This window comes from Bradyrhizobium sp. Leo170 (assembly GCF_004296405.1).
Classification (GTDB): domain Bacteria; phylum Pseudomonadota; class Alphaproteobacteria; order Rhizobiales; family Xanthobacteraceae; genus Bradyrhizobium.
Genome location: NZ_PSRR01000248.1, coordinates 1 through 13,162 on the forward strand (window position 1 = coordinate 1; position 13,162 = coordinate 13,162).

The window sequence follows — 13,162 nt, forward strand, 5'->3', positions numbered from 1 at the left end:
ACGACGAAGCAGATCGCCCCCGTCTCACATCGCCGACAGCATCTTGTCGCCACAATAGTTCGCGTAAAACCTGCCGCCGCATTGCCGCTTGATGGCGGCACAGCGGGCGGCAGGAGTTGCGCTTTGTGGCATGCTGAAGCCGCAGGTCAAGCCGTCGGCGCTGCGCCCGGGCTTGCCGGCGGCGAAAGCGGCGCTGGTGACGGTGATGCAGACGATGAACAACACAGCGGCTGCGATTTCGATCAGCAGTCTCATTGGTGCCCTCTCGGTGATGATGATTGTGCCGCCTAATATGTAACCATACCACCGAAGCGCGTCGCCTTGAGGTCGCAAAATCGGCCCGGTCCTTGCATAAAATCATACCAGCGCGGTGCACAACAACCGGCTGGGCGGTTCCGATTGAAGTGCAAGACGCGTATCATTTGTTGTCTGGAGCATGATCCGGAAAAGTGGAGACCGGTTTTCCGAAAAGATCATGCTCAAACAAGGCGATTAGATCATGATCCGATTTCGTCTCATCGGATCATGATCGAGTCCCCCAAGTTCAGGATTGCCGCGTTGCAAGAACAGTCTTTCTCAGGAAGCTATCCGGCGCTCGATCAGCCGATCGATGAATTGGCGCTGGCAGAGATCAAGGGCGCGATCCTCGCCAAGCTGAGGCTGGAGATCGGCAAGGACGCCAGCGTGGCGACCAAGCGCGATTGGTACAAGGCGGCGGCGCTCGCGCTGCGCGACCGCATCACCCATCGCTGGCTCACGGCGGAAAAAGAGAGCTACGACGCCGGCGCCAAGCGGGTCTATTATCTTTCGCTGGAATTCCTGATCGGCCGCCTGTTCACCGACGCGCTCAACAATATGGGCCTCTTGCCCGTATTCGAGGGAGCGCTCGGCGATCTCGGCGTGGGCCTTGATGAACTGCGCAAATGCGAGCCTGACGCGGCGCTCGGCAATGGCGGCCTCGGGCGGCTCGCCGCCTGCTTCATGGAAAGCATGGCGACGCTGACGATCCCCGCCATCGGCTACGGCATCCGCTACGATTTCGGCCTGTTCCGCCAGATCATCAATCACGGCTGGCAGCAGGAATATCCGGACGAGTGGCTGGGCTTCGGCAACCCCTGGGAATTCCAACGGCCGGAAGTCGTCTACAACATCCATTTCGGCGGCACCGTCGAGCATGTCGATGACCACGGTCGTGACATCGCCATTTGGCACCCGGCGGAAACCGTGGAGGCGATGGCCTACGACACGCCGATCGTTGGCTGGCGTGGCCAGCGCGTCAACGCGCTGCGACTTTGGTCGGCGCATGCGCCGGATCCGTTGAAGCTCGACGTCTTCAACACCGGCGATTATGTCTCAGCCAGCGCCGAGCAGGCGCGCGCCGAGGCGATTTGCAAATTCCTTTATCCGAACGACGAAAGCGCCGCGGGGCGCGAACTGCGCCTGCGCCAGGAATATTTCTTCGTCTCGGCCTCCCTGCAGGATTTGGTGAAGCGGCACCTTTCGGCCGACGGCCAGCTCCGCAGCCTTGCGATGAAAGCGGCCGTGCAGCTCAACGACACCCATCCGAGCCTCGCCGTAACCGAGCTGATGCGGATCCTGGTCGACTTGCACCATTTCCGCTGGGACGAGGCGTGGAAGATCACGGTCGCGACGCTGTCCTACACCAACCACACGCTGCTGCCGGAGGCGCTGGAGACCTGGCCGGTCGAGCTGTTCGAGCGGCTATTGCCGCGGCATCTCGAGATCATCTACCGCATCAACGTGCAGCACCTGGCGCTCGCCGAAGAGCGCTGCCCAGGCGACATCGAATTCCGCGCCGCAGTATCGCTGATCGACGAGAAGTCGGGCCGCCGGGTGCGGATGGGGCAGCTCGCCTTTGTCGGCTCGCACCGCATCAACGGTGTCTCGGCGATGCATTCCGATCTGATGAAGGAGACAGTATTCCACGATCTCCACCATCTCTATCCCACGCGCATCACCAACAAAACCAACGGCATCACTTTCCGCCGCTGGCTGATGCTGGCCAATCCGAGACTGACGGGCCTGATCCGCGACGTCTGCGGCGAAGCCGTGCTCGACGATTTCTCGCTGTTCGAGCGGCTCGAGTCCCATGCCAGCGACAACGCGTTCCAGCAGCAGTTCCGCGACGTCAAGCGGCACAACAAGGTGCTGCTGGCGCGGCTGATGGCCGAGCGCAATCACATCAAGGTCGACCCGTCGGCGCTGTTCGATGTGCAAATCAAGCGCATCCATGAATACAAGCGGCAACTCTTGAACATCCTGGAAGCGGTCGCGCTGTACCAGGCGATCAAGGATGAGCCGCAGCGCGACTGGGTGCCGCGCGTGAAGATCTTCGCCGGCAAGGCGGCGGCGAGCTACCGCTACGCCAAGCTGATCATCAAGCTGATCAACGACGTCGCCGAAGTCGTCAACAACGATCCCGCGATCGATGGTCGGCTCAAGATCGCCTTCCTTGCCGACTACAATGTCAGCCTGGCCGAGGTGATCATCCCTGCCGCCGACCTGTCGGAGCAGATCTCGACCGCCGGCATGGAAGCCTCCGGCACCGGCAACATGAAGCTCGCGCTGAACGGCGCGCTGACCATCGGCACGCTCGACGGTGCCAATATCGAGATCCGCGACCACGTCGGCGCCGAGAACATCGCGATCTTCGGCATGGAAGCCGGCGACGTCATGGTCCGCCGCAAGCAAGGGCTCGATGCCAGCGACCTGATCGGCCGTTCGCCGCGGCTGGCGCGCGCGATCACCGCAATCGAGAGCGGCGCGTTCTCGCCCGGCGATCCCGCCCGCTTCGCCTCGATCGGCCACGCGCTGCGCTATCTCGACCATTACATGGTCAGTGCCGACTTCGATTCCTACTACGACACCCAACGCGGCATCGACGCACGCTGGCAGGTGGTGCCGGCATGGACCCGGGCCTCGATCCTCAACGTGGCGCGGATGCCGTGGTTCTCCTCCGACCGTACCATCCGCGAATACGCCGAGGAGATCTGGAACGTGCCGGTGAAGCCGCCCACGCCGCGCCTGCTGAAGGAACAGGCGCAGTGGGGAGCCAAGCGCTAATCCCACGCGACGGAAATCGATTACCTCCGACGTCATTGAATTCCGCCGAGTAGTCGCGATACTGCATCCTCGTCATTGCGAGAAGCGCAAGCGACGAAGCAATCCATGCCTCCACAAGCGGCGAAATGGATTGCTTCGCTTCGCTCGCAATGACGGAGTATTTTGCAACACCGGAACGATTTCATGCTCACCAAGACCCCGCATTTGTTCGACGATGCCACCGCGGTCACTGCCGGCGATAGCCGCTGGCAGGGGAAGACCAGCGACGACTATTGGGCGTTTGTCGGCCCGTTCGGCGGGGCCACCGCGGCAACCATCCTGCGGGCGCTGATCGACCATCCGCAACGCGCCGGCGATCCGCTTGCACTCACCGTCAATTATTGCGCGCCGGTCGCGCAAGGCGCCTTCGATCTCGATGTCCGCCTGGTGAAGGCCAATCGCTCGAGCCAGCACTGGTCCGTCGAGATGACGCAGAGCGGCGGCGAGGTCGCAACGCTTGCGACCGCTGTGTTCGCCGAGCGCCGCCCGTCCTGGTCGCACCAGCAGGTGAAGTTTCCGGACGCAACGCCGTTCGAACAGACCCTGCCCTATCCCAAGACCGCGGCATCGTGGGTCAAGCAGTATGACTTCCGCTTCGTCGAGGGCGAGCCAAAATTCGGCACGCCATCGAGCACCGCGCCCGAGACCTATTCCAAGCTCTGGATCGGTGACCGCGCGCCGCGCAAGATCGATGCGCTCTCGCTGATCGCGATGTCGGACGCTTTCTTCGGCCGCGTCTTCCACGCCAAGCGCGAACTGGTGCCGTTCGGTACGGTGTCGCTGACGACCTATTTCCACGTCGACGCCGCCGACCTCGCCGCCGAGGACATCACCCGCGTGCTGGCGGCTGCCGATGCCAAGATCTTCCACAAGAGCTATGGCGACCAGAACGGCGAGTTGTGGTCGCCCTCCGGCCGCCTGCTCGCCACCACCACGCAGATCGCCTATTTCAAGGCGTAACCAGGAAGGCGTAGGGTGGGCAAAGCGAAGCGTGCCCACCATTTCTTGCGGAATGTCGATGGTGGGCACGCTGCGCTTTGCCCACCCTACGAATTGAGAGCACCGCCGCATGCCCGAATCCGACGTTCCAAAACCCTCGCACATCGCGCTCCTCGGAGTTCCCATCGAGATCGGCGCCGCACAGGCCGGCACGCTGATGGGGCCGGCGGCGCTGCGCACCGCCGGGATCGCGCGCGTGCTGGAGCAATTGGAGCTTCGCGTCGACGACCACGGTGATCTCTCCATTCCCGCGGTGGTCTCGGACGGGCCGGTGCCTGCAAATACGAAGTTCTATGAGGAGGTGAAGACCTGGATCCGCCTGCTCTCCGAGCGCGCCTACTGGCTGGCGCAATCGGGCGCGGTGCCGATCTTCATGGGCGGCGATCATTCGCTCTCGATGGGGTCGATCAATGGGGTTGCGCGCTTCTGGCAGGAGAAGGGCCGGCCGCTGTTCGCTCTGTGGGTCGACGCGCATGCCGACTACAACACGCCCGACACGACAATCACCGGCAACATGCACGGCATGTCGGCCGCTTTTCTCTGCGGCGAGCCAGGGCTCGACAACCTGCTCGGCGGCCTGCCGCGCGCCTCGATTACACCTGATCAGCTCGACCTGATCGGCACCCGTTCGGTCGACCCGCTGGAGCGCAAGCTGTTGCGCGAACGTCGCGTCGCCATCGCCGACATGCGCGCCATCGACGAATTCGGCGTCGCCGTGCTGATCCGCCGCGTGATCGATCGCGTCAAGGCGAGGAACGGCGTGCTGCATGTCTCGTTCGACGTCGATTTCCTCGATCCTTCGGTCGCGCCCGGCGTCGGCACCACGGTGCCGGGTGGCGCAACCTACCGCGAGGCGCACCTGATCATGGAGCTGTTGCACGATTCCGGACTGGTGCGCTCGGTCGACATCGTCGAGCTCAATCCCTTCCTCGACGAGCGCGGCCGTACCGCACGTGTTGTCGTGGAGTTGATCGGCAGCCTGTTCGGGCTGCAGATCACCGACCGCCCGACACCGACCAACGCGGTGCTGCCGGATTGATATGGGCGAATAGCGAATAGGGAATGGCGAATAGAGGCGATTGCTGACCTAATTCGCTACTCGCCATTCGCTATTCGCCCTTTCACGTATCCTGCGTCGCGTTGCCGGTGACGAGCGTCGTATTGCCCGACACAGGATCGGTGATGACGTTCTTCACCTGCGCATTGCCTTGCGAGGCGAGCGTGAACTTGGTGTCGCCGATGCGGAACGAATTGTCCTTGATCAGCACCTGCTGATACTGAACGGTCGCGCCGCTCTGGTATTTCACCTGGGCGCGGAATCCGTTCACCTGCGAAATGCTGAACTGGAATTTCTGGCCGTTCGAATAGGTGCCGTCCCAGGTGCCCTGGTAGCTCGCGGGATCGACATTGACATAGGGCGTATTGGAAGGCGTCGAGAGCGACGCCGAGGCGTAGGAATTCTGAAGAATACTCATGATGTCGCCCATCGCGCCCGCCGTGCTCCGTTGATCGAGATGCACGAGTTACGAACCGAAGGCGGTTAACGGGCGCTTGCGAAGTGTTTCCGGATGTTGCTGGCTGCGATGCAGACACGTTCCGGAACAGAAAAAGGGCGACCGCGGGTCGCCCTTTTTGTTCGAGGAAATCTGAGACTATTCGGCCGCGAGCTTCACGTCCGGCGCGGCGGCGCGGACTTCGGCGTCGACCTTGCTCTCGAACTTGGCGAAGTTCTTCTGGAACATGCCGACCAATGCGCGGGCAGTCTTGTCGAACTCGACCTTGTCCTTCCAGGTGTTCACCGGATTGAGGATCTCGCTCGGCACGCCCGGCAGCGCGGTCGGCACTGCGAAACCGAAATATTCGTCGGTGCGGAATTCGACATTGCGCAAGCTGCCATCGAGCGCCGCGGTGAGCAGCGCGCGCGTGACCTTGATCGGCATGCGCGAGCCTACGCCATACTTGCCGCCGGTCCAGCCGGTGTTGACCAGCCAGCAATCGACATTGTGCTGGGCGATCAGGTCACGCAGCATGTTGCCATAGACGGAAGGATCGAGCGGCAGGAACGGCGAGCCGAAGCAGGTAGAGAATTCCGGCTGCGGCTCGGAGCCGAGGCCGCGCTCGGTGCCCGCGACCTTCGCGGTGTAGCCGGACAGGAAGTGATACATCGCCTGCGCCGGTGAGAGCTTCGCGATCGGCGGCAGCACGCCGAAGGCATCGGCCGCCAGCATCACGACGTTCTTCGGATGCGGCGCGCGGCCGGTGCGCGAGGCGTTGGGAATGAAGTCGAGCGGATAGGCGGAACGGGTGTTCTCGGTCTTCGAGCCATCGTCGAAGTCGACCTCGCGGGTATCCTCGTCGAGCACGCAGTTCTCGAGCACCGCGCCGAAGCGCTTGCTCGCGGCATAGATCTGCGGCTCGGCTTCCTTCGACAGCTTGATGCACTTGGCGTAGCAGCCGCCCTCGAAATTGAAGACGCCCTCCGGACCCCAGCCATGTTCGTCATCGCCGATCAGCGTGCGGTTGGGATCGGCCGACAGCGTCGTCTTGCCGGTACCCGAGAGGCCGAAGAAGATCGCGCTGTCGCCCTTTGATCCGACATTGGCCGAGCAGTGCATCGGCATCACGCCGCGCGCGGGCAGATAATAGTTGAGCGTGGTGAAGACCGACTTCTTCATCTCGCCGGCATAATAAGACCCGCCGATCAGGACGATCTTGCGGGCGAAATCGATCGCGACAACGTTCTCCGAGCGCACGCCGTGACGTTTGGGATCGGCGCGGAAGCTCGGCATGTCGATGATGGTGAGCTCAGGCACGAAGCTTGCGAGCTCGATCGCCTCGGGGCGGATCAGGAGTGTGCGGATGAACAGCGAATGCCAGGCGAGTTCGGTGAACACGCGTGTCTTGATCCGATAGGTCGGATCGGCGCCGCCATAGAGATCCTGCGCGAACAGCGCCTTGCCTTCGGCGTGTTTGAGGAAATCCTGATAGAGCGCTTCGAACTGCTCTGATGTGATCGACTGATTGCCGGCCCACCACATGTTCTTGTCGGTGGTCGCGTCGCGAACGGTGAACTTGTCCTTCGGGCTGCGGCCGGTGAATTCACCGGTGTCCGCGCAGAGCGCGCCATCGGCCGAGAGCACGGCCTCGCCTGCCGCAAGCGAATATTGATAGAGCTGCGGCGCGCGAAGATTCCAATGCACGCGCTTGAGATTTTTTAAGCCGAATTTGTCGGCGCCAAAGGCACCGTTGTACACGCCCGTGTTTTGCACGAAGAACCTCCTCGAACCCGCGTTTCCCATTGCGCGAATGTCGCTAAACGCGCTCAGTCGCGGTGACCTTTTCCAACAACAAATATAGCCCGAAGGCCCCGGTCCAGCGACCTCATAATGGGGCAATCAGAGCTTGCCAAGCTAGTCCCCGAATTTTGGTTTATTCCAAGGCATCCGCTCCCATGTGGTTCAAGCATTTGCTGCAGCGCAAGGCGGCTTTCTTGCCCATGGATCGCGCGACGATCCGCCGCGATCAATCCATGGCCGACATCTTTGCGATGCACAATTAGTGCCATCGAACACGCCGCGCGGTTGTCCATCAACGCGTAGAATACCCGATATGCAGTTTGCGGAGATTGAGACATCGGCCTTGTCGCCGGCAATGCCGTTGCACTTGGATCGCACGATCCAATCGGCGATGGGAATTGATTGCACGGCCTCACTCAACGTCGACACGCCATCGTTCGAATTCGACGGCCGTTAAGAATGCGCAGCGCGCGCAAACGTTCCGCGTCGTTGCGCATAAGAAGCATGATGCCAAGCGCGTTGACGACGGCGCTCTCATGATCATGCGCTGCGACGCCGCGCCGCTCGCGCTTACCCTTTTGCGCGCGCATCGCCAGCGAGCCGAACCAGCATCTTGCGCAGCTCCGCAGCATTGCGCACGCGCTCTGGAAATTCCAGCCGCAGCGTCCGCTTGCCCGCCTGCATGTCCATGCCCTCGGGGTCGCAGCCTGTGCAGCGCCAGTCGGCGCTCTCTGCCCCGAGCAGCCGGGTCGCATAAAGGTCCATGGGGTCGCGGTGAGCCTTGTTCATATGCTCGACGGCCTCAGCTTCAGCCTCCAGCCACCCCTCCGTCCCAGCCAGATCGGTCAGGAACTGTTCGGGCCTGAGATCGACGATCCGGCCGAAGCCCGCAACGAGATGGGTGGCCGAGGGGGCGATCCGGAAGAAGGAGAAATCCTTAAATTCCACAAAGGCTTCCGCGGATGGATGGGCAGCGAGGTAGCGGCGGCGCAGGAGGGCTGCGGCGTCGCCTTCCGCCTGTTCCGCCCGGCCCGCCAGCATGATCCGGGACCCCTCCAGCGGGTCGCCTTCGGCCCGCTCGTCCAGCATCAGCGATACCCGGGGGTCGGCGAGCAGGTTCCTGGTATGGACCGCCAGGCGGGACAGCAGCAGTATCGGGGAACCGTCCGGGTGGCTCGCGACATTGACCAGGGAACAATAGGGATCACCGGTTTTCGGCATCAGCGTCGCCAAGGCGCCTTGCCGGCTCCTCCGGAGCAGGGAACGAGCCAGTCTGGCGGGGTCAAAATCAGCGGTCGGTTGCATCGAAATTACCTAGTAATTGTCTGGCCATGTGGTTGCACTTCGGGGCTTTTTTCGGGTAAACGGGCTTTAGACGGGTCGGACGCGTCCGCGGGGGGCGAGGCGTTTGGCGGAACTCGGTCACACTTCAGCCCACGTTGCATTGCTCGCTGACCGAGTCCGAAGCCCAATTATGCGGCGCATCACCGGAATGCTCGCCGTTTCAGCCAACTGGAAAACTGAAAGCAGGCTCATGCCCACAATCGCCCTGGTCGACGACGACCGCAACATTCTCACCTCTGTCTCGATAGCGTTGGAAGCCGAAGGCTACCGCATCATGACATACACGGATGGTGCGTCGGCGCTCGATGGCTTCCGCACCTCGCCACCGGATCTGGCGATCCTCGACATCAAGATGCCGCGCATGGACGGCATGGAGACTCTGCGGCGGCTCAGACAAAAATCCGATCTGCCTGTGATCTTTCTGACCTCCAAGGATGAAGAGATCGACGAATTGTTCGGCCTCAAAATGGGCGCCGACGATTTCATCCGCAAACCATTCTCGCAGCGCCTTTTGGTCGAGCGCGTGAAGGCCGTGCTCCGCCGCGGCCAGCCCAAGGATCCGACCGCCGCTCCAAAGGAGCCGGACACGCGCGCGCTCGATCGCGGCCTGCTCAGGATGGACCCGGAGCGCCACACCTGCACCTGGAAGAACGAGCCGGTGACGCTGACGGTCACCGAATTCTTGATCCTGCAGGCACTGGCGACGCGGCCCGGCGTGGTGAAGAGCCGCAATGCGCTGATGGACGCCGCCTATGACGACCAGGTCTATGTCGACGATCGCACCATCGACAGCCACATCAAGCGGCTGCGCAAGAAGTTCAAGGTGGTCGACGAGGATTTCGAGATGATCGAAACCTTGTACGGCGTGGGGTATCGCTTCAAGGAAGCCTGATCCGCGGCGAAAGCTCCGCTTTGTTAACTGACACGGTCCGAACCTATGGGGTAGGGTGCGGACCCAATAACGTGCATGATAACACCCCTCGTCAACGAACCGGCAGTCCTGCCAGTGCTTGATCGAACGCAGCCCGACCCAGCCCAGACCGTCGAGGACGCCCAGGCGCTCCTCGAGCAGGACCAGTTTGCCGACAAGGCGACGGCAAAGCGCTGGCGGCCGCTGGACTGGCTGAGTCGCGCCGGGCAGTTCTTCTTCGCGCTGTCCTTCTCGAGCCTGACCCGCCGCATCGTCTCGCTGAATCTCGCGGGCCTGGTCGCGCTCGTCGCCAGCATCCTTTACCTCTCGCAATTCCGCGCCGGCCTGATCGACGCGCGCGCCCAGAGCCTTCTGGTACAGGCCGAGATCATCGCCGGCGCCATCGCGGCCTCCGCTACCGTCGAGACCAACACCATCACCATCGATCCGGAGCGGCTGCTCGACCTCAAGCCCGGCGAAAGCTACGGCGTGCCGGACGAATATTCCGACTTCCCGATCAATCCCGAACGCGTCGCGCCGGTGCTGCGGCGGCTGATCTCGCCGACCAAGACGCGCGCCCGTATCTTCGATCGCGAGGGCGGATTGATCCTCGACAGCCGCAGCCTCTATGGCAAGGGCGACGTGTTCAGGATCGAGCTGCCGCCGCCGAACGCCGAGAAGCCGGGATTCGCCGAGCGGACCACGATCGCGATCCGCACCTGGCTGAACCGCGGCGATCTGCCGCTCTATCGCGAGCTCGGCCCGGAGAACGGCACCGGCTACCAGGAGGTCGCGCAGTCCTTGAACGGCCAGAAGAGCAGCATGGTGCGCGTCAACGATCGCGGCGAGGTGATCGTCTCGGTCGCCGTCCCCGTGCAGCGCTTCCGCGCCGTGCATGGCGCCTTGATGCTCTCCACCCAGGGCGACGACATCGACCAGATGGTGACCGCCGAGCGGCTGGCGATCCTCAAGGTCGGCGGCGTCGCCGCGGCCGTGATGATCGTGCTGTCGCTGCTGCTTGCGAGCACCATCGCCGGCCCGGTGCGGCGGCTTGCCGATGGCGCTGAAAGAGTCCGCCGCCGCATCCAGACCCGCGTCGAGATTCCCGACTTCAGCCGCCGCCGCGACGAGATCGGCCATCTCTCCGGCGCGCTGCGCGACATGACCAACGCGCTCTACAGCCGGATCGAGGCGATCGAGATGTTCGCCGCCGACGTCGCCCACGAGCTGAAGAACCCGCTGACGTCGCTGCGCTCGGCGGTGGAGACGCTGCCCTTGGCGCGCGCCGAAAGCAGCCGCTCCCGCCTGCTCGCCGTGATCGAGCACGACGTCAGGCGGCTCGACCGGCTGATCTCCGACATCTCCGATGCGAGCCGGCTCGATGCCGAGCTGCAGCGCCAGGACATGGCGCCGGTCGATCTGCGCCGCCTGCTGACGACGCTGACCTCGGTCGCCAACGAGACCAAGCTCGGCCACGACGTCGCGGTCGAAGCCCGCTTCGAGGGCCGCGGTCCGACCGACACCTTCGCGGTGCCCGGCCACGACTCGCGGCTGGGCCAAGTGATCTCCAACCTGCTCTCCAACGCGCAATCGTTCTCGCAACCGGGCGACAAGGTGCGCATCGTCTGCCGCCGCGTGCGCTCGGAGATCGAGATCGTGGTCGACGACGACGGCCCCGGCATCGGCGAGGACGCGCTGGAGCGCATCTTCGAGCGCTTCTACACCGACCGGCCGCACCAGGGCTTCGGCCAGAATTCCGGACTGGGGCTGTCGATCTCCAAGCAGATCATCGAGGCGCATAACGGACGCATCTGGGCCGAGAACCGGCCCGGTCCCGCTGATGCCGACGGCAAGCCAACGGTCGCTGGCGCGCGCTTCGTGGTCAGGCTGCCGGCGCCATGAGCGCCAGCGTGCATGCATCCGCAGTGCTGGTGGGAGAACGCGCGGTGCTGATCCGCGGCCCGTCCGGTTCCGGCAAGTCGCGCCTCGCCTTCGATCTGATCCTCGCCGGCCGCTCTGGACAGCTTCCGCCGGCCATCTTGGTCGGCGATGACCGTGTCTATCTCGACACAGCCGGCAAAGAATTGCTGATACGGCCGCTCGCGGAATTGGCCGGGCTGATCGAGATTCGCGGGCTCGGCATCCGCCGCGTTGAGTACACACATGAGGCAATCGTGGGGCTGGTGGTCGATCTCGCCGCCGGCGATGCCGAGCGCCTGCCGCCGCCGGAAGCGCTGCGGACCGAGATAAACGGTGTTTTTTTACCGCGAATCCCCGTCGGGATAGGCTTTTCACCCCTGCTACTGGTTGTCGCAGCATTGACGACAACTGAAAGTTCATGTTCCCGTAATCTCGCGGACGATTGCTTGGGGCAAATCGGTAACCATATCAGCCGCAATATGGCCACTGAATAGACCGGTGCAGACCCGTATTTCTCCGCCCCCAAATTCCGGGAGATAGCCAAGATGCCCTCTTGCGCGGGGCCTCTGGATGGTCAAAGTGGCGCGTTCGTGCGGTGCACCAAGAAGCACCCGCGAGGAGTTTCCGATGATTGGTCTAGTGCTTGTGACCCACGGGCGCCTTGCCGACGAATTCAAGGCAGCGCTCGAACACGTAATGGGCCCACAAAAACAAATTGAAGCAATTACGATCGGAGCCGAAGACGACGCCGATCTATGTCGCAGCGACATCATCGAAGCGGTCAACCGCGTCGATAGCGGCGACGGCGTTGCGATCCTCACCGACATGTTCGGCGGCACGCCGTCGAACCTCGCGATCTCGTGCATGAGCCGGCCCAAGGTCGAAGTGCTCGCAGGCATCAATCTTCCGATGCTGGTGAAGCTCGCGAAGGTTCGCGAAGAGCGGTCGCTGCCCGATGCGATCGCGATGGCCCAGGAAGCGGGCCGCAAATACGTCACCATTGCCAGCCGCGTCCTTGCCGGCAAATGAGCGCCGAGGGCTCGGGCGAAAACGAAGTCGGCCCGACGGTTCCGGCGGGCGCGATCTCCCGTGAACTCCAGATCGTCAACAAGCGCGGCCTGCACGCGCGCGCTTCCGCCAAATTCGTGCAGATGGTCGAGCGCTTCGAGGCCGAGGTCTGGGTGACGCGCGGCAGCGAGACCGTCGGCGGCACCTCGATCATGGGCCTGATGATGCTCGCCGCCGGCCCCGGCACGTCAGTCATCGTCTCCGCCACCGGCCCCGAAGCCGAAGCCGCTCTCGACGCCATCGCCGAACTCGTCGCCAGCAAGTTCAACGAAGAAGGCGTGTAGGCGCGGTCCAATGCCTGCTCTGTAGGATGGTAGAGCGGAGCGAAACCCATCGCGATGGAGTAAGCCGCGCAAATGATGGGTTTCGCTCCGCTCTACCCATCCTACGATTCTCGCTGTCGTCCCACGAAGGCGGGGACCCATAACCACAGGGAGGCGTTGTGGCGCGAGCGAGTGGTTGCAGCGGAGCACATCACATCTCCCTGTGGTTGATGGGGTGG

Annotated in this window: 12 protein-coding genes; 8 read left to right on the forward strand and 4 right to left on the reverse strand. The window is 63.2% G+C overall.

Annotated features, from left to right (window positions below; all coding sequences use genetic code 11):
• Positions 1–24: 24 nt before the first annotated feature.
• A complete protein-coding gene (locus CWO89_RS30975; protein ID WP_130582317.1) occupies positions 25–255 on the reverse strand; it encodes a hypothetical protein in 231 nt (76 codons plus the stop codon).
• Positions 256–558: 303 nt separating this feature from the next.
• On the opposite strand from CWO89_RS30975, the gene CWO89_RS30980 reads away from it, so the two are divergent.
• The 3 genes from CWO89_RS30980 to rocF all read left to right on the forward strand — a co-directional run bounded on the left by CWO89_RS30980 (position 559) and on the right by rocF (position 5,161).
• The gene (locus CWO89_RS30980) at positions 559–3,084 is read left to right on the forward strand and encodes a glycogen/starch/alpha-glucan phosphorylase (RefSeq protein ID WP_165421405.1); all 2,526 of its coding nucleotides are present in this window, start codon (positions 559–561) and stop codon (positions 3,082–3,084) included.
• A gap of 183 nt (positions 3,085–3,267) precedes the next feature.
• Entirely contained in the window at positions 3,268–4,083 is an 816-nt protein-coding gene (locus CWO89_RS30985) for an acyl-CoA thioesterase (RefSeq protein ID WP_130582318.1), read from the forward strand.
• A gap of 109 nt (positions 4,084–4,192) precedes the next feature.
• Entirely contained in the window at positions 4,193–5,161 is a 969-nt protein-coding gene (rocF, locus tag CWO89_RS30990) for an arginase (RefSeq protein ID WP_130582319.1), read from the forward strand.
• A gap of 82 nt (positions 5,162–5,243) precedes the next feature.
• On the opposite strand, the gene CWO89_RS30995 is transcribed toward rocF, so the two are convergent.
• From CWO89_RS30995 to CWO89_RS31005, 3 genes are all read right to left on the reverse strand, one after another.
• Positions 5,244–5,609 carry a hypothetical protein gene (locus tag CWO89_RS30995; RefSeq protein WP_130582320.1) on the reverse strand — a complete coding sequence of 122 codons (366 nt, stop codon included), beginning with the start codon at positions 5,607–5,609 and terminating at the stop codon, positions 5,244–5,246.
• Positions 5,610–5,774: 165 nt separating this feature from the next.
• Complete coding sequence (locus CWO89_RS31000) at positions 5,775–7,391, reverse strand: phosphoenolpyruvate carboxykinase (protein ID WP_130582321.1); 1,617 nt, start codon at positions 7,389–7,391, stop codon at positions 5,775–5,777.
• 597 nt (positions 7,392–7,988) lie between these two features.
• Complete coding sequence (locus CWO89_RS31005) at positions 7,989–8,723, reverse strand: HugZ family pyridoxamine 5'-phosphate oxidase (RefSeq protein ID WP_130582322.1); 735 nt, start codon at positions 8,721–8,723, stop codon at positions 7,989–7,991.
• A gap of 229 nt (positions 8,724–8,952) precedes the next feature.
• Here CWO89_RS31005 and CWO89_RS31010 point away from each other — a divergent pair, with 229 nt between their 5' ends.
• The 5 genes from CWO89_RS31010 (at position 8,953) to CWO89_RS31030 (ending at position 12,944) form a co-directional block, all read left to right on the forward strand.
• On the forward strand, positions 8,953–9,654 hold the full coding sequence (locus tag CWO89_RS31010; protein ID WP_027579989.1) for a response regulator transcription factor: 702 nt from the start codon (positions 8,953–8,955) through the stop codon (positions 9,652–9,654).
• Positions 9,655–9,768: 114 nt separating this feature from the next.
• Positions 9,769–11,574: a sensor histidine kinase gene (locus tag CWO89_RS31015; protein WP_245476662.1), complete on the forward strand. Its 1,806-nt coding sequence runs from the start codon at positions 9,769–9,771 to the stop codon at positions 11,572–11,574.
• Positions 11,571–12,086 (forward strand): HPr kinase/phosphorylase, encoded by a 516-nt coding sequence (locus CWO89_RS31020; protein WP_130582324.1) that lies wholly within the window; start codon positions 11,571–11,573, stop codon positions 12,084–12,086. Before CWO89_RS31015 ends, CWO89_RS31020 begins: the two co-directional genes overlap by 4 nt.
• A gap of 133 nt (positions 12,087–12,219) precedes the next feature.
• On the forward strand, positions 12,220–12,621 hold the full coding sequence (locus CWO89_RS31025) for a PTS sugar transporter subunit IIA (protein WP_027579987.1): 402 nt from the start codon (positions 12,220–12,222) through the stop codon (positions 12,619–12,621).
• The gene (locus CWO89_RS31030; protein WP_130582325.1) at positions 12,618–12,944 is read left to right on the forward strand and encodes an HPr family phosphocarrier protein; all 327 of its coding nucleotides are present in this window, start codon (positions 12,618–12,620) and stop codon (positions 12,942–12,944) included. The genes CWO89_RS31025 and CWO89_RS31030 overlap by 4 nt, the downstream gene beginning before the upstream one ends.
• Positions 12,945–13,162: the final 218 nt, after the last annotated feature.